Below are 25,525 nucleotides of genomic sequence, written 5' to 3' on the forward strand. Positions count from 1 at the left end.
CCGCACCTGCCGCCCAGGACTTGTGCATCCGGTCACGAACGGCCCGTTGACCCACCGTCGGCGAGCGACCGTGTCACCCCTTGCCGAAGTGCTCCAGCGGGAAGGCGCCGGAGGCCAGGGCGGTCTGGGTGAAGGATCCGGCCAGTTCGGTGAGGCGCGCGACGCCGGTGGCGCCGAGGTGCTCGTACGGGGCCCGGTCGACGCGGTCCGTCGCGGCTTCGATGTCCCGCCGCAGCTCGACGCCCGCGTCGGTGAGCTCGCCCGCCGTGTCGAGCAGCCCGCGCTCGCGCAGCCGGTCCTGGGCGGCGGCCCACTGCTCGGCCGTCCAGCCCCTGCTGGCCTGGACGAAGCGGGGGGTGAAGCCCTTGCCGGTCGCGGTGTGGCTGACGATGGCCTCCAGGCCGTCGAGTTCGGCCGCTACCAACGCGGCGAGGTGCCCGTCGCCCCGGTGCTCGCGCAGCAGCGTGGCGGCGTGCCAGAGCGCGAGGTGCGGCGCCGTCGGCACCGGCAGGTCGGCGTTGGCGGCGTAGAGCGGGCGGGCGGCCCGGTCGCAGGCCTCGGAGGCGCGCAGCGCCAGAGCGGCGGCCTCCGCCATCTCGGGCGAGGCGACGGTGTCCGCGCCGAGCAGCCGGGTGAGCGCGGTGTCGACGGCGCGCAGCCGGGCGTCGATGACGGCCTCGGGGGTGGCGATCGTCCAGGCGCGCGGGATGTGCCGGGCCACCAGGTCGTGGTTGAAGTTGTAGAAGGTCGCGGTGACGGTACCGGCTCCGACGGCCCCCAGCGGCGCCGCACGGCCCGCGAAGTACGTCATGCTGCCGGGTTCGAGGCCGAGCCGGGAGAGTTCGGCGGTGAACTCGGGCGAGAAGTACGTACTGGAGTGCAGCGGGTTGAGAGTGTTCTGACAGCGGCGCGACGCGCGGGGGTCCGAAGCGGTAGTAGTCATGGCCCCCAGGTTACCGACTGGTCAGCATGCTGCCGATAGGCATGCATACGTTCCGGCCACCGCGACGAAAAACGTTGCACGAGAGGTTCCAGAATCATGAATCGGTGGAAGGAACGGAAGCAAAGTGTCGAGATCGATAGTATTGACGTGTCAGCTGTACGTCCTACGGAGGCCCTGATGTCCACCGACATACCCGCACGCATGCTCCCGGTCACGGACCGGACCCGTCATCGGCGGCTGCGGGAGCAGGGCAGCGTGTCCCGCGACGACCTGGACGCGGTACTGGGCGCCGGCTTCATCTGCCATCTCGCCGTGGTGGTGGACGGCTCGCCGCTGGCGGTCCCCACGGTCTACGGGTTCGACGCCGCCGCCGACACGCTCTATCTGCACGGCTCGGCCGCCAGCCGCAGCCTGGTGCAGTCGCCCGGGGCGTCCGTCTGCGTCACCGTCACCCACATCGACGGTCTGGTGCTGGCCCGGTCCGTCTTCGAGCACAGCGTCAACTACCGCAGCGCGATGGTGCTCGGCGTGCTGCGTGCCGTCACCGATCCCGACGAGAAGCTGCACGGGCTGCGCGTCCTGGCCGAGCAGTCCGCGCCCGGCCGGTGGGACCACGCGCGCGGCCCGTCCCGCAAGGAGCTCGCCGCCACCACGCTGCTCGCGCTGGGGATCGACGAGGCCTCGGTGAAGACCAGCACCGGTCACACCGACGACGCCGACGGCCCCGACGGCGAACTGCCCGTATGGGCCGGGGTGCTGCCGCTGCTCCACACCTGGGGCGAGCCCGAGCCGGACCCGGCCCTGCGGGCCGGCATCCCGCTCCCGCCGCACGTGGCGGAACGGGCGGGCACGCAGGCGGGCTGACCATCCGGGGTGGTCTCCGCGGGACTGATCCCAGAAACGGATATCCGGGCCGGTTCAGCCCGCCGTCGGCGACCAGTCGAAGCGGGCGGGCCGCCCCTCAAGGAACGCGGCCACGCCCTCGGCCGTGTCCCCGCTCGCGCGCGCCTGCCGCTCCCAGTGCTCGATCCGCGCCGGGTCCAGGCCGGGCGCCGCGAACTCCTTCGCCGCGGCCTGGGTGAGCTGCGAGCGCGAGGCCAGGACCGCGGTGAACTCCGCGACCCGCTTGTCGAGTTGCCCGTCAGGGAGCACCTCGTCGACGAGCCCGGTCCGCAGCGCCCGCTCATGGTCGATCAACTCGGCCGAGAACAGCAGGTACTTGGCGGTCGCGGGCCCGACCAGGCCGACCAGTCGCCGGGTGGACGAGGCGGCGTAGACGATGCCGAGCCGGGCCGGGGTGACGCCGAAGCGCGCTCCCTCGGCAGCGAACCGCAGATCGCAGGCGGCGGCGAGCTGGCAGCCGCCGCCCACGCAGAAGCCGCGCACGGCCGCGACCGTCGGCTTGGGGAAGGCGGCCAGCGCCTCCTCGGCCCGGACCGCCGCGTCCTGTGTCCTGGCGGAGCCGCTGCCCGCCTCCCGCAGCCCTGAGATGTCCGCGCCCGCACAGAAGGTGCCGTCAGCGCCGGTGAGCACCAGGACCCGCACGGCGGGATCGGAGGCGAGCCCGTCCAGCAGACCGGGGAGCGCCTCCCACATCTCCGTGGTCATGGCGTTCCGCTTCGCCGGATTGCTGATCGTCACCGTTGCGGTGCCGTCCGCGATGTCCAGCAGCAGTCCGGGCTGTGGGCCGGGCTCGGGCATCCGGGCTCCCCTTCCGTATGTTCCGTGCGGCGTGATGTTCCGTTCGGCGTGGGTGTGGTGCGCAGGTGGCCGATCATCGGATCCTATCCGCGAACAAATAGGAGTAAAAAGGCTATACGGGACATTCATTCGACCGAGGCGAGGAGGCGGACGTGGCCGCACTCAGGAAGCGGGACCCGCGACCGGAGGCCCGGATCAGCCGCAGTTTCGGATGGCTTGCCGCACTCGGCGCCGTCCTGGTGCTGTGCGGGCTGTTCGGTCTCGCCTACACGGCCTTCGCCACCCTCACCTCGGTGCTGCTCTTCGGCTGGCTGCTGCTGATCGGGGGCTTCGTCGGCCTGCTGCACGCCGTCCAGTCACGCGACACGAACTTCTTCTGGCTCGCGCTGGTCGTCGCGGCGCTGAACCTGGCGGCGGGGGTCGTCGTCATCCGCAGGCCGGACGGCACCGCCGCGGCACTGACGATGTTCGCCGCGCTGCTCTTCCTGACCGGCGGGGTGTTCCGGCTGTTCGGCGGCCTGGTGGTGCGCGGACCGCAGACGCTCTCGACCGTGGTGCAGGGCGCGGTCGGCATCCTGCTGGGCGTCCTGGTGCTGGCCAACTGGCCGGAGAGCAGCCGCTACGTCCTCGGCTTCTTCTTCTCCCTCATGCTGCTCTTGGACGGCCTCGGACTGATGGCCGGCGGTATCGGCGGCCGGCGGGTCGTCGGCATGGTCACGGACGCCCGCACCGAGGCGGACGCCCAGGCGGAAGCCCGGCGGGAGGCCGTTGCGGGGGCGGGCCCGGAATCCGCGGCGTCGGCGGGACCGCCGAATGACCCGATGGTGGAACATTCCACGAAGCAGGAACAAGGCGATCGGAATCGGTCGCCCGAGTGACAAAGTCTTTCGCTGATGGACATGAAGCGCCGAAAGGTGCGGACTTACGGGCACCCGCCCAGTGAACTGCCCCCCACTCCGGAGACTCGATCCGTGAGGCGGATCTCGCCGTCGGCCCGACAGCGGGCAGCGGCAAGAACTGCGGGGACACGTCACACGAAGGCGATGGTGGATGCCGTCATGGAGGTCCGCGGGAGCGTCCCGCCCGATCCGGCGACGGCCGAGGTGCCGGTCGATCCGGATGATCCGGGTGGTCCTGGCGCTTCGGGCGGGCCAGGCGGTCCGTTCGCTCCGCCGCCGCCGTACGCCGGGGCGTGGCGTTTCACCGCACCGGCGGTGGACTCCTCGGTACCCCAGGTCCGGCACGGTGTCCGGGATCTCATCACCGACCGGAAGGTGCCCGTCGGCGACGATCTGATGGCCGGCATCCTGCTGATCGTGTCGGAGCTGGTGACGAACGCGGTCCGGCACGCGGCGCTGCTGTCGCCGCAGATCACCATCGAGGTCGCGGTGGGCCCGGACTGGATCCGGGTCGGCGTCGAGGACAACCACCCCTACCGTCCCAAGGCGCTGGAGGCGGAGTACGGCGACACCGGCGGCCGCGGCCTGCTGCTGGTCAAGGCCATCACGGCGGAAGCCGGCGGCATGTGCGACGTGACGCACACCGACTCCGGCGGCAAGGTGATCTGGGCGCTGCTGCCACTGCCGTTCCCGAACTCCTGAGACGTGCCCGAACCCCTGAGGCTGAACCCCTGAGGCCGCGGAGCCGGTCCGCCGGGCCCGCTCCGCGGAGCCGCCCCGGCGGATCAGCGCGTTCCTACCAGCCGGCGTCGCCGGTCAGCTCGCGGATCGCGGGCAGCGACGCGTCCCACACCGTTCCGAACCAGGCGGAGAACGGCCCGCGCTCGCGGATCTCCTCCAACTCCGGCGGCGTCACGAACGCGGTCTCGCCGATCTCCTCGGGGTCGGGCCGCAGCTGCGCCCGTACGAGGCCGACGAACAGGTGGTTGAACTCCTGCTCGACCAGCCCGGACGCCGGGTCCGGGTGGTTGTAGCGGACGGTGCCGGCCTCCCGCAGCAGCGCGGGAGCCGTTCCCAGCTCCTCGGCGGTGCGGCGGGCGGCGGCCACGAACGGCGGCTCGGCCGGGTACGGGTGCCCGCAGCAGGTGTTCGACCAGACGCCGGGGGAGTGGTACTTGCCCATCGCCCGGCGCTGGAGCAGCAGCCGGCCCTCGTCGTCGAAGAGGAAGACGGAGAAGGCGCGGTGCAGCCGGCCGGGGGCCAGATGAGCGGACAGCTTCTCGGCGGTGCCGATCGTCACACCGGCCTCGTCGACCAGCTCCAGCATGATCGGTTCCGCGACCCCGTTGCTGGAGGGATCCGTCGCGGGGGTGCCGGGCCGGCCGGTGGCGGGACTGGTTGGCATGTCCATCCTTCGCATTCGACGACAAGTCCTCAGTCTGCCTCACGCGCCGCTCACCGAAGTGGTTGCACCGCATGCTCCCTGTCACCCGGACGGGGTCGCTGGCACACGTGTGCCTCACGTTCCGGATGCCGGTGCGACGGCATGACGCACAGTGGCGGGGCCGCTACCGGTGACCCCCGTCGTCCGCGATGAGCTGCGGCGATGAAGGGCGCGAGAGCCGCGTCGGTGTCACCCGGACGGCCGGGTACGGCCACCGCACGGCCGCTGTTTGTTGCTGGCGCCCGGATCGACCATGATGATCACGTCATTCGCACGGCGGGGAGGGCCCCGGCGAAGCGCACGAGGAAGCAAACGGGTGGTGAACGGCCGCTTCCGCGGATCCGATAGCCTCTGCCGACCGCCGTCCACACCGGCCCGCCCACCGCCGTCCTCGCCGGCATCCCCACATGTCCAGGGAGTGAGTTCCTCTGCCGACCGCCATCCTCACCGGCCCGCCGGCTCCGGCGTCGCCGCTCGAGGGCGACCTGAGGTCGCTCGGATTCGACGTGATCGAAGCGCCGGAGTCCGGAAGCGAGTCCGAAGCGGCGGCCGGCGGTCTCGCGGCACGTATCGCCGCGGTGCCCGCCACCGACCGGGTGGCGATCGTCGACCGGCGCTTCGTCGGCCACACGCACGCGCTGCGGCTGGCACTCACGGACCCCCGCTTCGACGCCTCCGCCGTTCCCGGCGCGCTGGCCGTCCAGGCCGCGGCGCGTCCCGCGCTGGTCAGGGCGCTCGCCGCCGGGCCGGCCGAGGGTCTGCTGCCGGATACCCTCGCCACCGCCATCGAGGCCGAGGGGGTGGCTCCGCACCGCCCTGAGCTCGGTGTCCTGGTCGCCGCCGTACCCGCCTCGGACGCCGACCGGGCCGAAGCCGCAGCGGCCGTCGCCGCGGTCGACGGGGAGAAGGTCCGGCTGCGCAACGCCGTCAAGGCGCGCGACGGCTTCTTCACCACTTACTGCATCAGCCCGTACTCCCGCTACCTCGCGCGCTGGTGTGCCCGCCGCGGGCTGACCCCCAACCAGGTCACCACAGCGTCCCTGCTCGTCGCGCTCATCGCGGCCGGCTGCGCGGCCACCGGCACCCGGCCGGGCTTCGTCGCCGCCGGTGTCCTGCTGATCGCCTCGTTCGTCCTGGACTGCACCGACGGGCAGCTGGCCCGCTACTCGCTGCAGTACTCGACGCTCGGCGCCTGGCTCGACGCCACCTTCGACCGGGCCAAGGAGTACGCGTACTACGCCGGCCTCGCGCTCGGCGCGGCCCGAGGCGGTGACGACGTGTGGGCGCTGGCGCTCGGCGCGATGGTGCTGCAGACCTGCCGGCACGTCGTCGACTTCTCGTTCACCGAGGCCAACCACGACGCGACGGCCAACACGAGTCCGACCGCCGCCCTGTCCGACAAGCTCGACAGCGTCGGCTGGACGGTCTGGGTGCGCCGGATGATCGTGCTGCCGATCGGTGAGCGCTGGGCGATGATCGCGGTGCTCACCGCCGTCACCACGCCCCGCATCACCCTGACCGTGCTGATCATCGGCTGCGCGCTCGCCGCCTGCTACACCACCGCCGGCCGGGTGCTGCGCTCGCTCACCCGCAAGGCGGTCCGCACCGACCGGGCCGCCCAGGCGCTCGCCGAGCTGGCCGACAGCGGTCCGCTCGCCGAAGCCGTCGCCCGCGCCACCGGGCCGCTCGCCCGCCGGCTGCCGTCCTTCACCGCCCCCGCCATCGCCCTGCTCGGCGCCGCCGCGCTGGTGGCGACCGCGGCGCTGGCCCCATGGGGCAGCTGGTGGCCGGTGCTGGCCGCCGTCGTATACGTCCTGACCTCGGGTCTGGCCGTCGCGCGGCCGCTGAAGGGTGCCCTCGACTGGCTGGTCCCGCCGTTCTTCCGGGCGGGCGAATACACCACGATCCTCGCGCTGGCGGCCGTCTCGGACGTGAACGGGGCATTGCCCGCCGCTTTCGGCCTGGTGGCCGCCGTCGCCTACCATCACTACGACACGGTGTACCGCATCCGCGGCGGCACCGGGGCGCCACCGAGGGCCCTGGTACGCGCGACCGGCGGACACGAGGGCAGGGCGCTGGCGGTCACCGCGGCGGCCGCCCTCGCGCACCACACAGGTTTTACCGTCACGCTGACGGTCATCGCCGGGGCGCTGACACTCGTGGTGCTCACCGAGAGCATCCGTTTCTGGGTGTCGTCAGCCGCACCCGCTGTACACGACGAATCAGGAGAACCCGCATGATCGGCCTCGTGCTGGCAGCCGGCGCCGGACGGCGTCTGCGTCCCTACACCGACACCCTGCCCAAGGCTCTGGTGCCGGTCGATCCCGAGGGGGCGGGCACCACCACCGTCCTGGACCTGACCCTGGGCAACTTCGCCGAGGTCGGCCTCACCGACGCGGCGATCGTGATCGGCTACCGCGGCGAAGCCGTCGTCGAGCGCAAGGCCGCCCTGGAGAAGAAGTACGGCGTCAAGCTGCACCTCGTCGACAACGACAAGGCGGAGACCTGGAACAACGCCTACTCGCTGTGGTGCGCCCGGGACATTCTCACGGAGGGTGTGATCCTCGCCAACGGCGACACCGTGCACCCGGTCTCCGTGGAGAAGACCCTGCTGGCCGCCCGCGGCCAGGACCGGCGGATCATCCTCGCCCTCGACACGGTGAAGAAGCTCGCCGACGAGGAGATGAAGGTCATCACCGACCCGGCCAAGGGTGTGCAGCGCATCACCAAGCTGATGGACCCGGCCACCGCGACCGGCGAGTACATCGGCGTGACGCTGATCGAGTCGTCGGCCGCCGCCGACCTGGCCGACGCGCTGAAGACGACCTTCGAGAAGGACCCCGACCTCTACTACGAGGACGGCTACCAGGAGCTCGTCAACCGCGGCTTCACCATCGACACCGCGCCGATCGGCGACGTGGCCTGGGTCGAGATCGACAACCACGACGACCTGAAGAAGGCACGGGGGATCGCGTGCCAGTACTGACCCGGCTGATCCCCTCGCCGGTCGTCGTCGACATCAACGGCGGCGCTCTCGCCGATCTGGCCGGCCTCCTGGCCGACCAGCGGATCTCCAGCTCGGGCAAGCTCGCCGTCGCGGTCAGCGGCGGCTCCGGCCTCAAGCTGCGCGACCGGCTGGCTCCCGAGCTGCCCGGCGCCGACTGGTACCCGGTCGACGGCGGCACTATCGACGCCGCCGTCAAGCTCGCCGACGCCATGCGCGGCAAGCGGTACGACGCGGTCGTCGGCCTGGGCGGCGGCAAGATCATCGACGTCGCGAAGTACGCGGCCGCCCGGGTCGGGCTGCCGATGGTGGCCGTCGCGACGAACCTCTCGCACGACGGCATCTGTTCGCCGGTCTCCACGCTGGACAACGACAACGGGCGCGGCTCCTACGGGGTGCCCACCCCGATAGCGCTGGTCATCGACCTGGACGTGATCCGCGAGGCCCCGGTGCGCTATGTGCGCTCCGGGATCGGCGACGCGATCTCCAACCTCTCCGCCATCGCGGACTGGGAACTGTCGCACCGTGAGACCGGTGAGCCGATAGACGGTCTCGCCGCCGCCATGGCCCGCTCCGCGGGCGAGTCCGTACTGCGGCACCCGGGCGGGGTGGGTGACGACGCGTTCCTCACCACGCTCGCCGAGGGCCTGGTGCTCTCCGGCATCGCCATGTCGATCAGCGGGGACACCCGCCCGTCGTCCGGCGCCTGCCACGAGATCAGCCACGCCTTCGACCTGCTGTACCCGAAGCGCGCCGCCGCGCACGGCGAGCAGGTCGGCCTGGGCGCCGCCTTCGCCATGTACCTGCGCGGGGCGCACGAGGAGTCCGGCCTGATCGCCGAGGTGCTGCGACGCCACGGCCTGCCGGTCACGCCCGGCGAGATCGGCTTCTCCGACGAGGAGTTCGTCAAGGCGGTCGAGTACGCACCGCAGACCCGCCCCGGGCGCTACACGATCCTGGAACACCTCGACCTGTCCGCAGACCAGATCAAGGACGCATACGCCGACTATGCCAAAACCATCAGTAGCTGAACTCCGCCCGGTCGTTCACCCCCCAGGGGTGAAGGACCGGCGGAGCGGCGAGCACTGGGCCGGCCGGCTCTACATGCGTGAGCTCTCGCTGCGCATCGACCGGCACCTGGTGAATACGCGGGTCACCCCCAACCAGGTGACGTACGTGATGACCGTCGCCGCCGTCCTCGCCGCCCCGGCTCTGCTGGTGCCGGGGATCGCCGGTGCCGTGCTCGGTGTGGTGATGGTCCAGCTGTATCTGCTGTTCGACTGCGTCGACGGCGAGCTCGCCCGCTGGAAGAAGCAGTACTCGCTGGGCGGGGTGTACCTGGACCGCGTCGCCGCCTATCTGTGCGACGCCGCCGTGCTGGTCGGCTTCGGTCTGCGTGCCGCCGATCTGTGGGGCTCCGGGCGGATCGACTGGCTGTGGGCGTTCCTCGGCACGCTGGCCGCCCTCGGTGCCGTGCTGATCAAGGCGGAGACCGACCTGGTCGGCGTCGCCCGTCACCAGCACGGGCTGCCGCCGGTCAAGGAGGCGGCCTCCGAGCCGCGTTCGTCCGGTATGGCGCTGGCCCGCAAGGCCGCCGCGGCGCTGAAGTTCCACCGGCTCGTCCTCGGCATCGAGGCGTCGCTGCTGATCCTGGTGCTGGCGATCCTGGACCAGGTCAGGGGCGACCTGTTCTTCTCGCGCCTCGGTGTCGCCGTGCTGGCCGGCATCGCGCTGCTGCAGTCCCTCCTGCACCTGGTCAGCATCCTCGCGTCGAGCAGGCTGAAGTGAGTACGCCGCTGAAGCTCGGCGCGGTGATCATCACCATGGGCAACCGTCCCGTGGAGTTGCGCGACCTGCTGGACTCCGTAGCCAAGCAGGACGGCCCGCCGATCGAGGTCGCGCTGGTCGGCAACGGCTCCCCGCTCCCCGAGCTGGAAGGGTCCGCGCCGCGGCTGCGCACCGTCGAGCTGCCCGAGAACCTGGGCATTCCCGGCGGCCGCAACGTCGGCGTCGAGCTCTTCGGCCCGAACGGCTCCGATGTCGACGTGGTGCTGTTCCTGGACGACGACGGGCTGCTGCCCGGCACCGACACCGGGGAGCTGCTCCGCGAGGCCTTCGCGGCCGACCCGGAGCTGGGCATCGTCAGCTTCCGGATCTCGGACCCGGAGACCGGCACCACCCAGCGCCGCCACGTGCCGCGCCTGCGGGCGTCCGACCCGATGCACTCCTCGCGGGTGACCACCTTCCTGGGCGGCGCCAGCGCGGTCCGTACGAAGGTGCTGGCGCAGGTCGGCGGGCTGCCGGACGAGTTCTTCTACGCGCACGAGGAGACGGACCTGGCCTGGCGGGCGCTGGACGCCGGCTGGATGATCGACTACCGGTCGGACATGGTCCTGCACCACCCGCTCACCGAGCCCAGCCGGCACGCGGTCTACCACCGGATGGTGGCCCGCAACCGGGTGTGGCTGGCGCGCCGGAACCTGCCCTGGCCCCTGGTGCCCGCCTATCTCGGCACCTGGATCCTGCTGACACTGGCCAGACGTCCTTCCGGTCCCGCCCTGCGGGCGTGGATCGGTGGCTTCCGGGAGGGCTGGGCGACGCCCTGCGGCCCCCGGCGCCCCATGAAGTGGCGCACGGTATGGCGGCTGACCCGACTGGGCCGACCCCCGATCATCTGACAAGCTCGAACCTGAGAGCATCGGTCGCAGTCCGGGACCCCCCTACCCCGGACGCGCACCTTGAGGACGAAAGTGTCTACTGTGAGCGGAACAGCGCACGACGGCGCCGTCGCCGTGAGTGTCCCATCGGACTCCCCGGCCGACGACGGGCTGTCGGCTTCCGAGCTGGCGGCGAAGTACGGGCTGTCGGTCAGCGGTGCCCGGCCGGGCCTCGGCGAGTACACCCGGCAGTTGTGGGGCCGGCGGCACTTCATCAACGAGTTCGCGAAGGCGCGGACGCAGGCGCAGTACACCGATGCCCGGCTGGGTCAGCTGTGGCAGGTGATGACGCCGTTGCTGAACGCGGCGGTGTACTACCTGATCTTCGGGCTGTTGCTGGGTACCGACCGCGGTGTGGACAACTTCATCGCGTTCCTGGTGACGGGCATCTTCATCTTCACGTTCACCCAGTCGTCGATCATGAGTGGCGTGAAGGCGGTCTCGGGGAACCTGGGCCTCATCCGGGCCCTGCACTTCCCCCGGGCATCGATGCCGATCGCGTTCACGCTGATGCAGTTGCAGCAGCTGCTGATGTCGATGCTGGTGCTGTTCTCGATCGTGCTGATGACCGGCGAGGTGCCGACCTGGTCGTGGTTGCTGGCGATTCCGGCGCTGTTCATCCAGTCGATCTTCAATGCCGGCCTGGCGCTGGCGGTGGCCCGGCTGGGCAGCAAGATGACGGACCTCGCGCAGCTGATGCCGTTCATTCTGCGGACGTGGATGTACACCTCCGGCGTGATGTACAGCATCGCCAACTTCACCAAGGACGCACCGTACTTCGTGAAGATCCTGCTGGACATCAATCCGGTGGCCGTCTACATCGACCTGATGCGCTTCGCGCTGATCGACAGCGTGACCGCCGAGCAGATGCCGCCGCACGTGTGGGCGGTCGCGGTGGGCTGGGCTCTCCTGGCGGGTATCGGCGGGTACGTGTATTTCTGGAAGGCTGAGGAGAAGTACGGCCGTGGCTGAGCAGACCGAAACCCGCGTCCCCACCGTGATCGTCGACGATGTGAACATCGTCTACCGGGTGCACGGCGCGGGGAACAGCAAGGGCAGCGCGACCGCTGCCCTGGGACGCATAATCTCGCGCAAGTCGTCGCCCAACGTCCGGCTGGTCCATGCCGTACGCGGGGTGAGTTTCACTACGTACCGGGGCGAGGCGGTCGGTCTGATCGGGTCGAACGGGTCGGGCAAGTCGACGATGCTGCGGGCGATCGCGGGTCTGCTGCCGCCGGAGAGCGGCCGGGTCTACACCGACGGCCAGCCGTCGCTGCTGGGGGTCAACGCCGCGCTGATGAACGATCTGACCGGCGAGCGGAACGTGATTCTCGGCGGTCTGGCGATGGGGATGTCGCAGGAGGAGATCCGCGAGCGGTACCAGGGAATCGTGGAGTTCTCGGGAATCAACGAGAAGGGCGACTTCATCTCGTTGCCGATGCGGACGTACTCCTCGGGCATGGCGGCCCGGCTGCGGTTCTCGATCGCGGCGGCCAAGAACCATGACGTGCTGATGATCGACGAGGCGCTGGCCACCGGCGACCGCTCCTTCCAGCGCCGCTCCGAGGCCCGCATCCGCGAACTGCGCAAGGAAGCGGGCACGGTCTTCCTGGTCAGCCACAACAACAAGTCGATCCGTGACACCTGTGACCGGGTGCTGTGGCTGGAGAAGGGCGAGCTCCTCATGGACGGCCCGACGGACGACGTGCTGAAGGCCTACGAAGAGGCCAGCAACAAGTAGCCGGCGGACCGGAACAGCGGTCCACGCCGCCGCACCGACGATCGGGCCCCCGCCGGGCAGAACCGGCGGGGGCCCGTCCGGTTCCCGCGTGATCCGCCGCCAGGGCCCGGGCACATCCCGTGCGCCCCTCTCCGGGGACGCCAACCGGCGCTGCCGGGAGCCCGATTGCCGGCGGACGGGGGGAATCCGAACGGAATCCCGCCTGTCGCTCGCGCCCCCGGCGTACGCCGGTGACCTGCCCGACGTAAGCTGTAGCGGTGCTCCGGGGTGGGCGCGGCGTGTCCGAAATGGGAAGATTCTTCCCAGCGGTGTAGAACGGGGAGTGTGGCGGCCATGAAGATCGGGACCATCCAGCTCCACAGCGCGCCGGTCGCGCATGGGACGGGAAGCCCGCGGTGACCGCCGACGCGCAGTCGCGCGCCGTCCTCGACAAGGCCGCCCGCGAGAACTTCCCCGTCGCACCGTTCTTCGTGCCGAAGGCGTGGCGTGGCGATCTGATGGCCGTCTACGGCTTCGCCCGGCTCGTCGACGACATCGGCGACGGCGATCTGGCCAACGGCGGCCGGGACGACGCCGCCCGGCTCGGCCTTCCGCAGGACGCGGCCGAGGACCGGATCGTCATGCTCGACGCGTTCGAGGCCGATCTGCGGAAGGTGTTCGACGGAACCCCCCGCCATCCGCTGCTCCTGGCACTGCAGCCCACCGTCCGCCGGCACGGGCTGACCCCCGGCCCCTTCGAGGGTCTGATCGAGGCCAACCGCCAGGACCAGCGGGTCCGGCGCTACGACACGTACGAGGATCTGCTCGCCTACTGCGAGCTGTCCGCCAACCCGGTGGGCCGGCTCGTTCTGGGGATCACAGGCACCTCGACACCCGAGCGGAACCGGCTCTCCGACGCCGTCTGCACCGCGCTGCAGATCGTCGAGCACTTGCAGGACGTGGCCGAGGACCTCGGTCGCGACCGTATCTACCTGCCGGCACAGGACATGAAACGCTTCGGAGTCACCGAAGCGGACCTCGCCGCCCCCACCGCTGGCGCACAGGTGCGCGCACTGGTGGCATTCGAAGCGGAACGCGCCCGGGACCTTTTGAATGAAGGCACCCCATTGGTGGGTAGCGTCCGTGGCAGGCTCAGGCTTCTGCTCGCCGGCTTCGTCGGCGGCGGGCGTGCCGCGCTGAAGGCGGTCGAGAGCGCGGGCTACGACGTGCTCCCGGGACCGCCGAAAGCCACCAGACCAAGCCTGCTGCGCGAAGTGGGGTCGACATTGCGAAGAAAGGGGTGAGGCGGACCGTGAACGGTTCTGCCCACACGTCCGGGCCGGTTCTCGCCGCCTACCGTTACTGCGAGAGCGTGACCGGGCACGAGGCCCGCAACTTCGCCTACGGCATCCGCCTGCTGCCCCTCCCCAAGCGGCAGGCCATGTCGGCCCTCTATGCCTTCTCCCGCCGCGTCGACGACATCGGCGACGGCGACCTCGACCCCGCGGTCAAGCAGATCCGGCTCGACGAGACCCGGGCCCTGCTGGCCCGGATCCGCGCGGGTGAGATCCGCGAGGACGACACCGATCCGGTCGCGGTGGCGCTCACCGACGCGTCACGCCGGTTTCCGCTGCCGCTCGGCGGACTCGACGAGCTGATCGACGGCGTGCTGATGGACGTGCACGGCGAGACGTACGAGACCTGGGACGACCTCGCGGCGTACTGCCGCTGCGTCGCGGGCGCCATCGGACGGCTCTCGCTGGGCGTCTTCGGCACGGTCGGCCCCGGCGGACGGGGCACCGGCGACATGGAGCGCGCCGCCGGATACGCCGACACCCTCGGCCTCGCCCTGCAACTCACCAACATCCTGCGGGACGTCCGGGAGGACGCCAGCAACGGCCGGACCTATCTGCCCGCCCAGGACCTCGCCAAGTTCGGCTGCTCGGAGGGGTTCCACACCGACACCCCGCCGCCCGGCTCGGACTTCGCCGGCCTGATCGAGTACGAAGTACGCCGGGCCCGCGCCCTGTTCGCGACCGGCTACCAATTGCTACCTATGCTCGACCGCCGCAGCGGCGCCTGTGTGGCCGCGATGGCGGGTATCTACCGCAGACTGCTGGACCGGATCGCCGCGGATCCCGAGGCGGTGCTGCGCGGCCGGGTATCGCTTCCGGGTCACCAGAAGGCGTACGTCGCCGTACGCGGTCTGGCCGGTCTCGACGCCCGCCGCTCGGCACGGGGGCGCGGGTGACGTTCCTAGCAACCAGTCAGGTCCCCAGCGCGTCAGTGCCGGTGACGGAGCGTCGCGTCGCGTCGGGCGCCAGCGGAAGGGGGGAGTGCCGATGACCGGGTCCGAGGTTTCCGGACGTCCTCCGGAGGCGGCCGCGGTGGTCGTGGGCGGCGGGCTGGCCGGCACCACGGCGGCACTGGCGCTCGCCGACGCCGGGCTCCGGGTGACCCTGATCGAATCACGTCCCCGGCTGGGCGGACTGGCGTTCTCGTTCCAGCGCGGTGAGCTGACCGTCGACAACGGACAGCATGTCTTCCTGCGCTGCTGCACCGCCTACCAGTGGTTCGTCGACCGGATCGCGGCCCGCGACCTGGTCACTCTCCAGGACCGGCTCGACGTGCCCGTCCTGGACGCGGCGAACATGCGGCTGGGCCGGCTGCGCCGTGCCGCGCTGCCCGTACCGCTGCACCTGGCGGCGAGCCTCGCGACGTATCCGCACCTGTCGCTCAGGGAGCGGGCCACGGTCGGCCGCGCCGCGCTGGCGCTGCGCGCCCTGGACCTGGCGGACCCGGCGCTCGACGACACCGACTTCGCCAGCTGGCTGCGGGACCGGGGCCAGTCCCCGCGCACCATCGAGGCGCTGTGGGACCTGGTGGGCGTCGCCACGCTCAACGCCACCGCGGCGAACGCCTCGCTGGGGCTGGCCGCCATGGTCTTCAAGACCGGGCTGCTGTCCGAGGCCGGCGCCGCCGACATCGGCTGGGCGGCCGCGCCGCTCGGCGAGCTGCACGACGACCGGGCCCGCAAGGCCCTGGACGCGGCGGGCGTACGGATCATGCTGCGGTCCCGGGTGACCGGCATCAAGCCGGCCGCCGGGGGCGGCTGGCTGGTCGACGCCGAGACCGGGCCGGGTCGCGGCGAGCAGCTCGACGCCGGCACCGTCGTCATGGCCCTGCCGCAGCGCGAGACCCACGGGCTGCTGCCCGAGGGCGCGCTGGACGACCCGGACGCACTGCTGGGGATCGGCACGGCGCCGATCCTGAACGTGCACGTCGTCTACGACCGCCAGGTGCTGCGACAGCCGTTCTTCGCCGCGCTCGGCAGTCCCGTCCAGTGGGTCTTCGACCGGACCGCGAGCTCGGGAATGACCGGTCCCGGCCAGTACCTGGCCGTCTCGCAGTCCGCCGTCGAGGACGAGATCGATCTGCCGGTCGCGGAACTGCGGGAGCGCTATCTGCCGGAGCTGGAACGCCTGCTGCCCGCGGCCAGGGGCGCCGGTGTGACGGACTTCTTCGTCACCCGGGAGCGCACGGCGACCTTCGCCCCGGCTCCCGGCGTCGGCCGGCTGCGGCCGGGAGCGGCCACCCGCGCCCCCGGTCTGTACCTGGCCGGCGCGTGGACCGACACCGGCTGGCCCGCGACCATGGAGAGCGCCGTGCGCAGCGGACTGCACGCCTCCCGAGAAGCTTTGACCGCACTAGGCCTTCCGTTCGAGAACGATGTTGTGAGGGCCGTATGAGCACAGCCAGTGCAACCAGAGGAGTAAACGTGACCGCTGCCGGCGTCCTTGAGCTGCTGGAGCGCGGCCGCACCCTGTCCACACCGGTGCTCCGCTCGGCCGTGGAACGGCTCGCGCCACCGATGGACACCGTCGCCGCCTACCACTTCGGGTGGATCGACGCGGCCGGCCGGCCGGCCGACGGCGACGGCGGCAAGGCCGTGCGCCCCGCGCTGGCCCTGCTGTCCGCCGAGGCGGCGGGAGTGCCGCCCGAGGTCGGCATCCCCGGCGCGGTCGCCGTCGAGCTGGTGCACAACTTCTCACTGCTGCACGACGACCTGATGGACGGCGACGAGCAGCGCCGGCACCGCGACACCGTATGGAAGGTGCACGGTCCCGCCCAGGCGATCCTGGTCGGTGACGCGCTGTTCGCGCTTGCCAACGAGGTGCTGCTGGAACAGTGCACCGTGGACGCGGGCCGCGCCACCCGGCGGCTCACCGTCGCGACCCGCAAGCTGATCGACGGCCAGGCCCAGGACATCTCCTTCGAGCACCGCGAGCGGGTCACCGTCGAGGAGTGCCTGGAGATGGAGGGCAACAAGACCGGCGCCCTGCTGGCCTGCGCCTCCTCCATCGGCGCGGTGCTCGGCGGCGCGTCGGACTCCGACGCCGACGCGCTGGAGGAGTACGGCTATCACCTCGGGCTGGCCTTCCAGGCGATCGACGATCTGCTCGGGATCTGGGGCGACCCGGCCGCGACCGGCAAGCAGACCTGGAGCGATCTGCGGCAGCGCAAGAAGTCACTGCCCGTGGTCGCCGCGCTGGCGGCGGGCGGCAGCGCCTCGGAACAACTCGGGGAACTGCTCGCGGCAGATGCCAAGAATCCTGAAACAGGTGCGTTCAGTGAGGAAGAGTTCGCCCTGCGGGCGGCGTTGATCGAAGAGGCGGGAGGCCGGGAGTGGACATCCCAGGAAGCCCGCCGGCAATACGCCACTGCAATCGCCGCGCTGGATAAAATGGACATGCCGGACGAAATTCAACGTAAGCTCGTAGGCCTGGCGGATTTTGTGGTGGTTCGCGAGAAATAACGATCTAACGTGGAGCGCAGCACGTCGCCGACCAAGCACGTGTAACGGTCGACGGCAGCCCCAACACCGCAGAAGTCTCAACTGCAAAGGGGAAGCCATGACAGCGACGACCGACGGCAGTCCGGGGGCCCCAGCCCCCCAGGCACCTTCGGCCAGCACCACCTCGGCACCGCACCCCGTACACGTCGGTGGTGCCGAGGCGGCGGCGGAGCGCGCCGCGCGGCGCGCCGCCGCCAACCTCCTGGCAGCCCAGCATCCCGACGGGTGGTGGAAGGGCGACCTCGAGACCAACGTGACGATGGACTCCGAGGATCTGCTGCTCCGTCAGTTCCTGGGTATCCAGGACGAGCGGACCACGCAGGCCGCCGCCCGCTGGATCCGCTCGCTGCAGCGTGACGACGGTTCCTGGCCCACCTTCCACAGCGGGCCGGGGGACCTGTCCGCGACGGTCGAGGCGTATGTCGCGCTGCGGCTGGCGGGCGACACGCCGGAGGCGCCGCACATGGCGAACGCCTCGGCGTGGGTGCGCGAGGCCGGTGGTGTCGTCGGGGCCCGGGTCTTCACCAGGATCTGGCTGGCCCTGTTCGGCTGGTGGCGGTGGGAGGACCTCCCCGAGCTGCCGCCGGAGATCATCTACCTTCCCAAGTGGTTCCCGCTCAACATCTACGCCTTCGGCTGCTGGGCCCGGCAGACCATCGTCCCGCTCACCGTCGTCGCCGCCCACCGGCCGGTCCGGCCGGCGCCCTTCGGGATCAGCGAACTGCACAAGGACCCCGCGCAGCCCAATCCGCCGCGCCCGCCCGCACCGCTCGCCAGCTGGGACGGCCTGTTCCAGCGGCTGGACCGGGCCCTGCACCTGTACCGCAAGGTCGGCGTCCGGCCGCTGCGCCGTACCGCGCTCAAGGCCTGCGCGCGCTGGATCATCGAGCGCCAGGAGGACGACGGCTGCTGGGGCGGGATCCAGCCGCCCGCCGTGTACTCGGTGATCGCCCTGCATCTGCTCGGCTATGAACTCGACCATCCGGTCGTGCGGGCCGGGCTCGACTCGCTGGATCGTTTCGCCGTGTGGCCGGACGAGGACACCCGCATGATCGAGGCCTGTCAGTCCCCGGTCTGGGACACCTGTCTCGCCACCATCGCGCTGGCCGACGCGGGGGTGGCGACCGACCACCCGGCGCTGGTCAAGGCGGTCGACTGGATGCTCGACGAGCAGATCACCAAGCCGGGCGACTGGGCGGTCCAGCGGCCGGGGCTGCAGCCGGGCGGCTGGGCGTTCGAGTTCCACAACGACAACTACCCGGACATCGACGACACCGCCGAGGTCGTGCTGGCCCTGCTGCGGGTCCAGCACCCCGATCCGGGACGGGTCGACGCCGCCGTGGAGAAGGCCGTCCGCTGGAACATCGGCATGCAGTCGAAGAACGGCGCGTGGGGTGCGTTCGACGCCGACAACACCAGCGCGTTCCCCAACCGGCTGCCGTTCTGCGACTTCGGTGAGGTCATCGACCCGCCGTCCGCCGATGTCACCGCGCACGTGGTGGAGATGCTCGCCTCACTCGGCCTGGAGGACGACACCCACACCCGGCGCGGCATCGACTGGCTGCTGGCCGAACAGGAGGACAGCGGGGCCTGGTTCGGCCGCTGGGGCGTCAACTACATCTACGGCACCGGCTCGGCGGTGCCCGCGCTGGTGGCCGCCGGTCTCCCGGTGAGCCACCCCGCCGTCCGGCGGGCCGTCGGCTGGCTGGAGAGCGTCCAGAACCAGGACGGCGGCTGGGGCGAGGACCTGCGCTCCTACTCCGACCAGGAGTGGATCGGCCGCGGTGTCTCGACCGCCTCGCAGACCGCCTGGGCGCTGCTCGCCCTGCTGTCGGCGGGCGAGCGCGACAGCGACGCGGTGGAGCGCGGGGTGCGCTGGCTCGTCGACACCCAGAAGGCCGACGGATCCTGGGACGAGCCGTACTTCACCGGGACCGGGTTCCCCCGGGACTTCTCGATCAACTACCACCTGTACCGGATGGTCTTCCCGCTCACGGCGCTCGGGCGCTATGCGCGGAGTGAACCGCTCGGAGTCATCGGCAACGTGACGAAGGGGAAGGCGGCCGGATGACGGCTCTGCTGGTCGTCTGCGCTCTCGGCGTCGAACGGTTCGCCCTGCGGGGCGGGGACCGGACCGGCGCCGCGGGGCCCGTCGCCCTGCTGCGTACCGGCATGGGACCGCAGGCCGCCGACCGGGCCGTCACCGAAGCACTGCGCGCCCCGGAGCTGCGGGACGCGGCGGTGCTCGCCACCGGATTCTGCGCCGGGCTCAGCCCCGGCATGCGCCCCGGCGACCTGGTGGTCTCGGACGAGACCCACGGGGCCGGACAACTGGCCGCCGCGCTCGAAGCGGCGGGGCACACCGTTCACACCGGACGCCTGGCCGGGTCCGACCATGTCGTACGGGGCGCGGAACGCTCCGTTCTGCGGTCGACAGGAGCGATCGCGGTCGATATGGAATCCACCGCAATACTCCACGCCGCCCTGGCGCGCGGACCGCGGCCTGTCGCCGCCGTCCGCGTTGTTGTCGACACTCCCGAGCATGAATTGCTCCGTGTCGGCACGCTGCGCACCGGAATTACCGCATTCCGCGTGCTAAGGGCTATTCTTCCTGCCTTTTTCGAATGGCACCGTACTACCGCTGTGCTCTCCTGGAGGTGAGCTAGATGGCTATGCCGCTCCGCCAGTCCATCCGGGTCGGAACGTACCTCATGGAACAGAAGCTCCGACGCCGTGACAAGTTCCCCTTGATCGTGGAACTGGAGCCGCTGTTCGCCTGCAACCTGGCCTGCGAGGGCTGTGGAAAGATCCAGCACCCGGCGGGAGTTCTCAAGCAGCGCATGCCGGTCGCCCAGGCGGTCGGCGCGGTGCTCGAATCCGGTGCCCCGATGGTGTCCATCGCCGGTGGTGAGCCCTTGATGCACCCTCAGATCCACGAGATCGTGCGTCAGTTGGTGGCCAAGCGGAAGTACGTCTTCCTCTGCACCAACGCGCTGCTGATGCGCAAGAAGATGGACAAGTTCACGCCGTCCCCGTACTTCGCCTTCACGGTCCACATCGACGGGCTGAAGGAGCGGCACGACGAGTCGGTCGCCAAGGAGGGTGTCTTCGAGGAAGCGGTCGAGGCGATCAAGGAGGCCAAGAAGCGCGGCTTCCGGGTCACCACCAACTCGACCTTCTTCAACACCGACACCCCGCAGAGCATCATCGAGGTCCTCGACTACCTCAATGACGATCTGAAGGTCGACGAGATGATGATCTCGCCCGCCTACGCCTACGAGAAGGCGCCCGACCAGGAGCACTTCCTCGGCGTCGAGCAGACCAGGGAGCTGTTCAAGAAGTCCTTCGCGAACGGCAACCGCAGGAAGTGGCGGCTCAACCACAGCCCGCTTTTCCTGGACTTCCTGGAAGGCAAGGTGGACTTCCCGTGCACCGCCTGGGGCATCCCCAACTACTCGCTCTTCGGCTGGCAGCGCCCCTGCTACCTGATGAGCGACGGGTATGTGCCGACGTACCGGGAGCTCGTCGAGGAGACCGACTGGGACAAGTACGGCCGCGGCAAGGACCCGCGCTGCTCCAACTGCATGGCGCACTGCGGCTACGAGCCGACCGCCGTACTCGCCACGATGGGCTCCCTCAAGGAGTCGCTCCGCGCCGCCCGTGAGACGGTGGCCGGAAACCGCGGGAAGTGACGAGCGCGATGTCGGGAATCGAGCCGGTAGCGCTCGGCCTGCCCGCCGTACCGTCCCGCCCGCTCTCGGTGCGCCGCCCCTCGCGGCGCATCGAGGTCGGGTCGGTCCCGGTGGGCGGGGACGCCCCGGTGTCGGTCCAGTCGATGACGACGACGGTGACCGCGGACGTGAACGCGACGCTGCAGCAGATCGCGGAGCTGACGGCCGCCGGCTGCCAGATCGTCCGGGTGGCCTGCCCTTCGCAGGACGACGCGGACGCGCTGGCGGCGATCGCGAGGAAGTCGCAGATCCCGGTGATCGCGGACATTCACTTCCAGCCGAAGTACGTCTTCGCGGCGCTCGACGCCGGCTGTGCGGCGGTGCGGGTGAATCCCGGGAACATCCGGCAGTTCGACGACAAGGTCAAGGAGATCGCGAAGGCGGCGGCTTCGGTCGGCACCCCGATCCGGATCGGTGTCAACGCGGGTTCGCTGGACCGCCGGCTGATGGAGAAGTACGGCAAGGCGACTCCTGAGGCGCTGGTGGAGTCGGCGCTGTGGGAGTGCTCGCTGTTCGAGGAGCACGGTTTCCGTGACATCAAGATCTCGGTGAAGCACAACGACCCGGTCGTGATGGTCAACGCCTACCGGCTGCTCGCCGGCAGGTGCGACTACCCGCTGCACCTGGGTGTGACCGAGGCCGGTCCCGCGTTCCAGGGCACCATCAAGTCCGCCGTCGCGTTCGGCGCGCTGCTGTCCGAGGGCATCGGCGACACCATCCGCGTCTCGCTCTCCGCCCCGCCGGTCGAGGAGGTGAAGGTCGGCATCCAGATCCTGGAGTCGCTGAATCTGCGGCAGCGGCGGCTGGAGATCGTGTCCTGTCCGTCGTGCGGGCGGGCGCAGGTCGACGTCTACACGCTCGCGAACCAGGTCTCGGCCGGTCTGGAGGGGATGGAGGTGCCGTTGCGCGTCGCCGTCATGGGGTGCGTCGTCAACGGTCCGGGGGAGGCCCGGGAAGCGGATCTCGGTGTCGCGTCCGGCAACGGCAAGGGCCAGATCTTCGTCAAGGGCGAGGTCATCAAGACCGTGCCGGAGTCGAAGATCGTGGAGACCCTGATCGAAGAGGCGATGAAGATCGCCGAGCAGATGGAATCCGACGGCGCGTTCTCCGGGGTACCGGAAGTCACTGTCGGCTGACCGCAGCAATCCCGGTAGGGGGGAACGAGGTCCATCGTGTCGATACTGGAGAACATCCGGGGCCCGCGCGACCTGAAGGCACTGCCCGAATCCCGACTCGACGAACTCGCCGCCGATATCCGCCACTTCCTCGTGCAGGCGGTGGCGAGAACCGGCGGCCATCTCGGACCCAACCTGGGCGTGGTCGAGCTGACCATCGCCCTGCACCGGGTCTTCGACTCGCCCGCCGACCGTGTCCTGTGGGACACCGGTCACCAGTCCTACGTCCACAAGCTGCTCACCGGGCGGCAGGACTTCTCGAAGCTGCGCGGCAAGGGCGGCCTGTCCGGCTATCCGTCGCGCGCCGAGTCCGAGCACGACGTCATCGAGAACAGCCATGCCTCGACGGTGCTGGGGTGGGCCGACGGCCTCGCCAAGGCCAACCAGGTGCTCGGCAAACAGGACCACGTGGTCGCGGTCATCGGTGACGGCGCGCTGACCGGCGGTATGGCCTGGGAGGCGCTGAACAACATCGCCGCGGCCAAGGACCGGCCGCTGATCATCGTCGTCAACGACAACGAGCGCTCCTACGGGCCGACGATCGGCGGCCTCGCCAACCACCTGGCGACGCTGCGCACCACCGACGGCTACGAGCGCTTCCTCGCCTGGGGCAAGGACCTCCTGCAGCGGACCCCGGTCGTGGGCCAGCCGCTGTACGAGTCCCTGCACGGCGCGAAGAAGGGCTTCAAGGACGCCTTCGCCCCGCAGGGCATGTTCGAGGACCTGGGGCTGAAGTACGTCGGACCGATCGACGGCCACAACATCGCGGCCGTCGAGTCCGCGCTGCGCCGCGCCGCGCGCTTCCACGGACCGGTGCTCGTGCACTGCCTGACCCAGAAGGGCCGCGGTTACGCGGCGGCGGAGCAGGACGAGGCCGACCGCTTCCACACCGTCGGCGCCATGGACCCGCTCACCTGCGAGCCGCTCGCGCCGTCCAACGGCCCCTCGTGGACGTCGGTCTTCGGCGCCGAGATGCTGCGGATCGGCGCGGAGCGCCCGGACGTCGTCGCCATCACCGCCGCCATGCTGCAACCCGTCGGGCTAGGCGCCTTCGCCGCCGCGTTCCCGGACCGGATCTACGACGTCGGTATCGCCGAGCAGCATGCCGCCGTCTCGGCGGCGGGCCTGGCCACCGGCGGGCTGCACCCGGTGGTCGCGGTGTACGCGACGTTCCTGAACCGCGCGTTCGACCAGGTGCTGATGGATGTGGCGCTGCACAAGTGCGGTGTGACGTTCGTGCTGGACCGGGCGGGCGTCACCGGTGTGGACGGCGCTTCGCACAACGGCATGTGGGACATGTCGATCCTCCAGGTCGTGCCCGGGCTGCGGATCGCCGCCCCGCGCGACGCCGACCAGCTGTGCGCCCAGCTGCGCGAGGCCGTCGAGGTCGACGACGCGCCCACCGTCGTCCGGTTCCCCAAGGAGACGGTCGGTGCGGCGGTGCCGTCCCTGGAGCGGATCGGCGGGCTCGACGTCCTGCGCCGCGACCTTCGCCAGGACGTGCTGCTGGTATCGGTCGGCGCCCTCGCCGGCACCTGCCTGGCGGTCGCGGACCTGCTGGACGAACGCGGCCTCGGCGTCACGGTCGTCGACCCCCGCTGGGTCAAACCGGTCGACGCCGCGCTGCCACCGCTCGCCGCCGGGTTCCGCATGGTGGCGGTCGTCGAGGACAACAGCCGTACCGGCGGCGTCGGTTCGGCCGTCGCGCAGGCACTGCGGGACGCGGACGTCGACGTACCGCTGCGCGACTTCGGCATCCCGCAGGACTTCCTGGCCCATGCCAAACGCGGCGAAGTGCTCGCCGACATCGGACTCACCCCGGCCGAGATCGCCGGCCGGATCAGTGCCACACTCGCCCGCCGCAACGGGGCCGGCGACGTGGGCGACGCAATCAAGGAGCTGGCACCCGATGACACCGTCTGAGTCGCAGCCCGTCGGACCACCATCCGTGGCCAAGGGCTTCGACCTCGCGACCCTCCTCGCCGAACGCGGCGGCGAGCGCTACGACCTGCACACCCGGCACCTCAACCACCAACTGCCGCGCATGCTGCACACCATCGGCTTCGACAAGGTCTACGAGCGGGCCGAGGGCGCGCACTTCTGGGACGCCGAGGGCCAGGACTATCTCGACATGCTCGCCGGCTTCGGGGTGATGGGCCTGGGCCGGCACCACCCCGTCGTCCGCAAGGCGCTGCACGACGTCCTGGACGCGGGTCTCGCCGACCTGACCCGCTTCGACTGCCAGCCGCTGCCCGGACTGCTCGCCGAGAAGCTGCTCACCTACAGCCCGCACCTGGACCGGGTGTTCTTCGGCAACAGCGGCACCGAGGCCGTCGAGACCGCGCTGAAGTTCGCCCGCTACGCCACCGGCAGGCCGCGGATCCTGTACTGCTCGCACGCCTTCCACGGGCTGACGACGGGGTCGCTGTCCGTCAACGGCGAGGACGGCTTCCGCGACGGCTTCGCCCCGCTGCTGCCCGACACCGCGATCCCGCTCGGCGATCTGGAGGCGCTGGAACGGGAGTTGAAGCGCGGTGACGTGGCCGCACTGATCGTGGAGCCCATCCAGGGCAAGGGCGTCCATGAGACCCCGCCCGGCTACCTCCGCGCCGCGCAGGAACTGCTGCACAAGCACAAGGCGCTGCTGATCGCCGACGAGGTGCAGACCGGCCTCGGACGGACCGGCGACTTCTACGCCTACCAGCACGAGGCCGGGGTCGAGCCCGATCTGTTGTGCGTTTCCAAGGCGCTGTCGGGCGGCTATGTGCCGGTCAGCGCCACGCTCGGCAAGGACTGGATCTTCAAGAAGGTCTACTCCTCGATGGACCGGGTCCTGGTGCACTCCGCCAGCTTCGGTTCCAACGCCCAGGCGATGGCGGCGGGGTTGGCCACCCTGTCCGTCATGGACGACGAGGGCGTCGTCGCCAACGCCCGGCACACCGGCGACCTGTTGCGCACCCGGCTGGCCGCCCTCGTCGACCGCTACGAGCTGCTGCGCGAGGTGCGCGGGCGCGGGCTGATGATCGGTATCGAGTTCGGCAAGCCGACCTCCCTGGGCCTGCGCAGCCGCTGGGCGATGCTCCAGGCCGCCCGCAAGGGCCTGTTCGCGCAGATGGTGGTGGTGCCGCTGCTGCAGCGGCACCGGATCCTCACTCAGGTCTCGGGCGATCACCTCGAAGTCATTAAGCTGATCCCTCCGCTGATCATCGACGAGTCGGACGTGGACCGCTTCGTCGAGGCGTTCACCGCCGTGATGGACGACGCGCACGGTGGCGGCGGGCTGATGTGGGACTTCGGGCGGACGCTGGTCAAGCAGGCGGTCGCCAATCGGTGAGA

The 25,525-nt window shown here is 70.7% G+C and carries 23 protein-coding genes; 20 read left to right on the top strand and 3 right to left on the bottom strand.

All coding sequences use genetic code 11. The features are described from left to right. Nucleotides 1-73: 73 nt before the first annotated feature. A complete protein-coding gene (locus C8250_RS33525) occupies nucleotides 74-943 on the bottom strand; it encodes a hypothetical protein (protein WP_138355755.1) in 870 nt (289 codons plus the stop codon). Between the two features lie 177 nt (nucleotides 944-1,120). Between C8250_RS33525 and C8250_RS33530 the strand changes: the two genes are divergently transcribed. Beyond that, nucleotides 1,121-1,807 carry a pyridoxamine 5'-phosphate oxidase family protein gene (locus C8250_RS33530; RefSeq protein ID WP_138355756.1) on the top strand — a complete coding sequence of 229 codons (687 nt, stop codon included), beginning with the start codon at nucleotides 1,121-1,123 and terminating at the stop codon, nucleotides 1,805-1,807. Between the two features lie 54 nt (nucleotides 1,808-1,861). Here C8250_RS33530 and C8250_RS33535 read toward each other — a convergent pair whose 3' ends face one another. Further along, nucleotides 1,862-2,644 (bottom strand): enoyl-CoA hydratase-related protein, encoded by a 783-nt coding sequence (locus C8250_RS33535; protein WP_138355757.1) that lies wholly within the window; start codon nucleotides 2,642-2,644, stop codon nucleotides 1,862-1,864. Between the two features lie 152 nt (nucleotides 2,645-2,796). Between C8250_RS33535 and C8250_RS33540 the strand changes: the two genes are divergently transcribed. Both C8250_RS33540 and C8250_RS33545 read left to right on the top strand, forming a co-directional pair. After that, nucleotides 2,797-3,522, top strand: a complete 726-nt coding sequence (locus C8250_RS33540) for an HdeD family acid-resistance protein (protein WP_244809511.1) — start codon at nucleotides 2,797-2,799, stop codon at nucleotides 3,520-3,522. 165 nt (nucleotides 3,523-3,687) lie between these two features. Next, nucleotides 3,688-4,245: an ATP-binding protein gene (locus tag C8250_RS33545; RefSeq protein WP_232485548.1), complete on the top strand. Its 558-nt coding sequence runs from the start codon at nucleotides 3,688-3,690 to the stop codon at nucleotides 4,243-4,245. A gap of 94 nt (nucleotides 4,246-4,339) precedes the next feature. Here C8250_RS33545 and idi read toward each other — a convergent pair whose 3' ends face one another. Beyond that, entirely contained in the window at nucleotides 4,340-4,948 is a 609-nt protein-coding gene (gene idi / locus C8250_RS33550) for an isopentenyl-diphosphate Delta-isomerase (protein WP_138355758.1), read from the bottom strand. A gap of 467 nt (nucleotides 4,949-5,415) precedes the next feature. Here idi and C8250_RS33555 point away from each other — a divergent pair, with 467 nt between their 5' ends. From C8250_RS33555 to C8250_RS33635, 17 genes are all read left to right on the top strand, one after another. Then, a complete protein-coding gene (locus C8250_RS33555; protein WP_138355759.1) occupies nucleotides 5,416-7,227 on the top strand; it encodes a DUF5941 domain-containing protein in 1,812 nt (603 codons plus the stop codon). Continuing rightward, entirely contained in the window at nucleotides 7,224-7,973 is a 750-nt protein-coding gene (locus C8250_RS33560) for a phosphocholine cytidylyltransferase family protein (protein ID WP_138355760.1), read from the top strand. Before C8250_RS33555 ends, C8250_RS33560 begins: the two co-directional genes overlap by 4 nt. After that, the gene (locus tag C8250_RS33565) at nucleotides 7,961-9,022 is read left to right on the top strand and encodes an iron-containing alcohol dehydrogenase family protein (RefSeq protein ID WP_138355761.1); all 1,062 of its coding nucleotides are present in this window, start codon (nucleotides 7,961-7,963) and stop codon (nucleotides 9,020-9,022) included. Before C8250_RS33560 ends, C8250_RS33565 begins: the two co-directional genes overlap by 13 nt. Further along, nucleotides 9,000-9,779: a CDP-alcohol phosphatidyltransferase family protein gene (locus C8250_RS33570; RefSeq protein WP_138355762.1), complete on the top strand. Its 780-nt coding sequence runs from the start codon at nucleotides 9,000-9,002 to the stop codon at nucleotides 9,777-9,779. The genes C8250_RS33565 and C8250_RS33570 overlap by 23 nt, the downstream gene beginning before the upstream one ends. Nucleotides 9,780-9,787: 8 nt before the next feature. Beyond that, the gene (locus tag C8250_RS33575; protein WP_138355773.1) at nucleotides 9,788-10,669 is read left to right on the top strand and encodes a glycosyltransferase family 2 protein; all 882 of its coding nucleotides are present in this window, start codon (nucleotides 9,788-9,790) and stop codon (nucleotides 10,667-10,669) included. An 81-nt stretch (nucleotides 10,670-10,750) separates the two neighbouring features. Continuing rightward, the gene (locus C8250_RS33580) at nucleotides 10,751-11,680 is read left to right on the top strand and encodes an ABC transporter permease (protein WP_187145071.1); all 930 of its coding nucleotides are present in this window, start codon (nucleotides 10,751-10,753) and stop codon (nucleotides 11,678-11,680) included. After that, complete coding sequence (locus tag C8250_RS33585) at nucleotides 11,673-12,449, top strand: ABC transporter ATP-binding protein (protein WP_244809512.1); 777 nt, start codon at nucleotides 11,673-11,675, stop codon at nucleotides 12,447-12,449. The genes C8250_RS33580 and C8250_RS33585 overlap by 8 nt, the downstream gene beginning before the upstream one ends. A gap of 395 nt (nucleotides 12,450-12,844) precedes the next feature. Then, complete coding sequence (gene hpnC, locus C8250_RS33590) at nucleotides 12,845-13,732, top strand: squalene synthase HpnC (protein ID WP_138358808.1); 888 nt, start codon at nucleotides 12,845-12,847, stop codon at nucleotides 13,730-13,732. A gap of 8 nt (nucleotides 13,733-13,740) precedes the next feature. Further along, a complete protein-coding gene (gene hpnD, locus C8250_RS33595) occupies nucleotides 13,741-14,679 on the top strand; it encodes a presqualene diphosphate synthase HpnD (RefSeq protein ID WP_138358810.1) in 939 nt (312 codons plus the stop codon). A gap of 91 nt (nucleotides 14,680-14,770) precedes the next feature. Continuing rightward, nucleotides 14,771-16,177 (top strand): hydroxysqualene dehydroxylase HpnE, encoded by a 1,407-nt coding sequence (gene hpnE, locus C8250_RS33600; RefSeq protein ID WP_138358812.1) that lies wholly within the window; start codon nucleotides 14,771-14,773, stop codon nucleotides 16,175-16,177. Continuing rightward, nucleotides 16,174-17,244 (top strand): polyprenyl synthetase family protein, encoded by a 1,071-nt coding sequence (locus C8250_RS33605; protein ID WP_138358814.1) that lies wholly within the window; start codon nucleotides 16,174-16,176, stop codon nucleotides 17,242-17,244. Before hpnE ends, C8250_RS33605 begins: the two co-directional genes overlap by 4 nt. A 97-nt stretch (nucleotides 17,245-17,341) precedes the next feature. After that, nucleotides 17,342-19,354 carry a squalene--hopene cyclase gene (gene shc, locus C8250_RS33610; RefSeq protein ID WP_138358816.1) on the top strand — a complete coding sequence of 671 codons (2,013 nt, stop codon included), beginning with the start codon at nucleotides 17,342-17,344 and terminating at the stop codon, nucleotides 19,352-19,354. After that, nucleotides 19,351-19,944, top strand: a complete 594-nt coding sequence (locus C8250_RS33615) for a 1-hydroxy-2-methyl-2-butenyl 4-diphosphate reductase (RefSeq protein WP_138358818.1) — start codon at nucleotides 19,351-19,353, stop codon at nucleotides 19,942-19,944. Before shc ends, C8250_RS33615 begins: the two co-directional genes overlap by 4 nt. Nucleotides 19,945-19,949: 5 nt before the next feature. Beyond that, entirely contained in the window at nucleotides 19,950-20,975 is a 1,026-nt protein-coding gene (gene hpnH, locus C8250_RS33620; protein WP_138358820.1) for an adenosyl-hopene transferase HpnH, read from the top strand. Nucleotides 20,976-20,992: 17 nt separating this feature from the next. Beyond that, complete coding sequence (gene ispG, locus C8250_RS33625) at nucleotides 20,993-22,150, top strand: flavodoxin-dependent (E)-4-hydroxy-3-methylbut-2-enyl-diphosphate synthase (RefSeq protein WP_138358832.1); 1,158 nt, start codon at nucleotides 20,993-20,995, stop codon at nucleotides 22,148-22,150. A gap of 36 nt (nucleotides 22,151-22,186) precedes the next feature. Continuing rightward, complete coding sequence (gene dxs / locus C8250_RS33630) at nucleotides 22,187-24,112, top strand: 1-deoxy-D-xylulose-5-phosphate synthase (protein ID WP_138358822.1); 1,926 nt, start codon at nucleotides 22,187-22,189, stop codon at nucleotides 24,110-24,112. Then, on the top strand, nucleotides 24,099-25,523 hold the full coding sequence (locus C8250_RS33635) for an aspartate aminotransferase family protein (protein ID WP_138358824.1): 1,425 nt from the start codon (nucleotides 24,099-24,101) through the stop codon (nucleotides 25,521-25,523). The genes dxs and C8250_RS33635 overlap by 14 nt, the downstream gene beginning before the upstream one ends. Nucleotides 25,524-25,525: the final 2 nt, after the last annotated feature.

This window comes from Streptomyces sp. So13.3, assembly GCF_005860785.2.
GTDB classification, from domain to species: Bacteria; Actinomycetota; Actinomycetes; order Streptomycetales; family Streptomycetaceae; genus Actinacidiphila; species Actinacidiphila fildesensis.

Bases quoted from the DNA above. Each gene is read 5' to 3' on its own strand.
- C8250_RS33525 (WP_138355755.1), bottom strand. From the start codon at position 943: ATGACTACTACCGCTTCGGACCCCCGCGCGTCGCGCCGCTGTCAGAAC.
- C8250_RS33530 (WP_138355756.1), top strand. From the start codon at position 1,121: ATGTCCACCGACATACCCGCACGCATGCTCCCGGTCACGGACCGGACC.
- C8250_RS33535 (WP_138355757.1), bottom strand. From the start codon at position 2,644: ATGCCCGAGCCCGGCCCACAGCCCGGACTGCTGCTGGACATCGCGGAC.
- C8250_RS33545 (WP_232485548.1), top strand. From the start codon at position 3,688: ATGGTGGATGCCGTCATGGAGGTCCGCGGGAGCGTCCCGCCCGATCCG.
- idi (WP_138355758.1), bottom strand. From the start codon at position 4,948: ATGCCAACCAGTCCCGCCACCGGCCGGCCCGGCACCCCCGCGACGGAT.
- C8250_RS33560 (WP_138355760.1), top strand. From the start codon at position 7,224: ATGATCGGCCTCGTGCTGGCAGCCGGCGCCGGACGGCGTCTGCGTCCC.
- C8250_RS33570 (WP_138355762.1), top strand. From the start codon at position 9,000: ATGCCAAAACCATCAGTAGCTGAACTCCGCCCGGTCGTTCACCCCCCA.
- hpnE (WP_138358812.1), top strand. From the start codon at position 14,771: ATGACCGGGTCCGAGGTTTCCGGACGTCCTCCGGAGGCGGCCGCGGTG.
- C8250_RS33605 (WP_138358814.1), top strand. From the start codon at position 16,174: ATGAGCACAGCCAGTGCAACCAGAGGAGTAAACGTGACCGCTGCCGGC.
- shc (WP_138358816.1), top strand. From the start codon at position 17,342: ATGACAGCGACGACCGACGGCAGTCCGGGGGCCCCAGCCCCCCAGGCA.
- C8250_RS33615 (WP_138358818.1), top strand. From the start codon at position 19,351: ATGACGGCTCTGCTGGTCGTCTGCGCTCTCGGCGTCGAACGGTTCGCC.
- hpnH (WP_138358820.1), top strand. From the start codon at position 19,950: ATGGCTATGCCGCTCCGCCAGTCCATCCGGGTCGGAACGTACCTCATG.
- C8250_RS33635 (WP_138358824.1), top strand. From the start codon at position 24,099: ATGACACCGTCTGAGTCGCAGCCCGTCGGACCACCATCCGTGGCCAAG.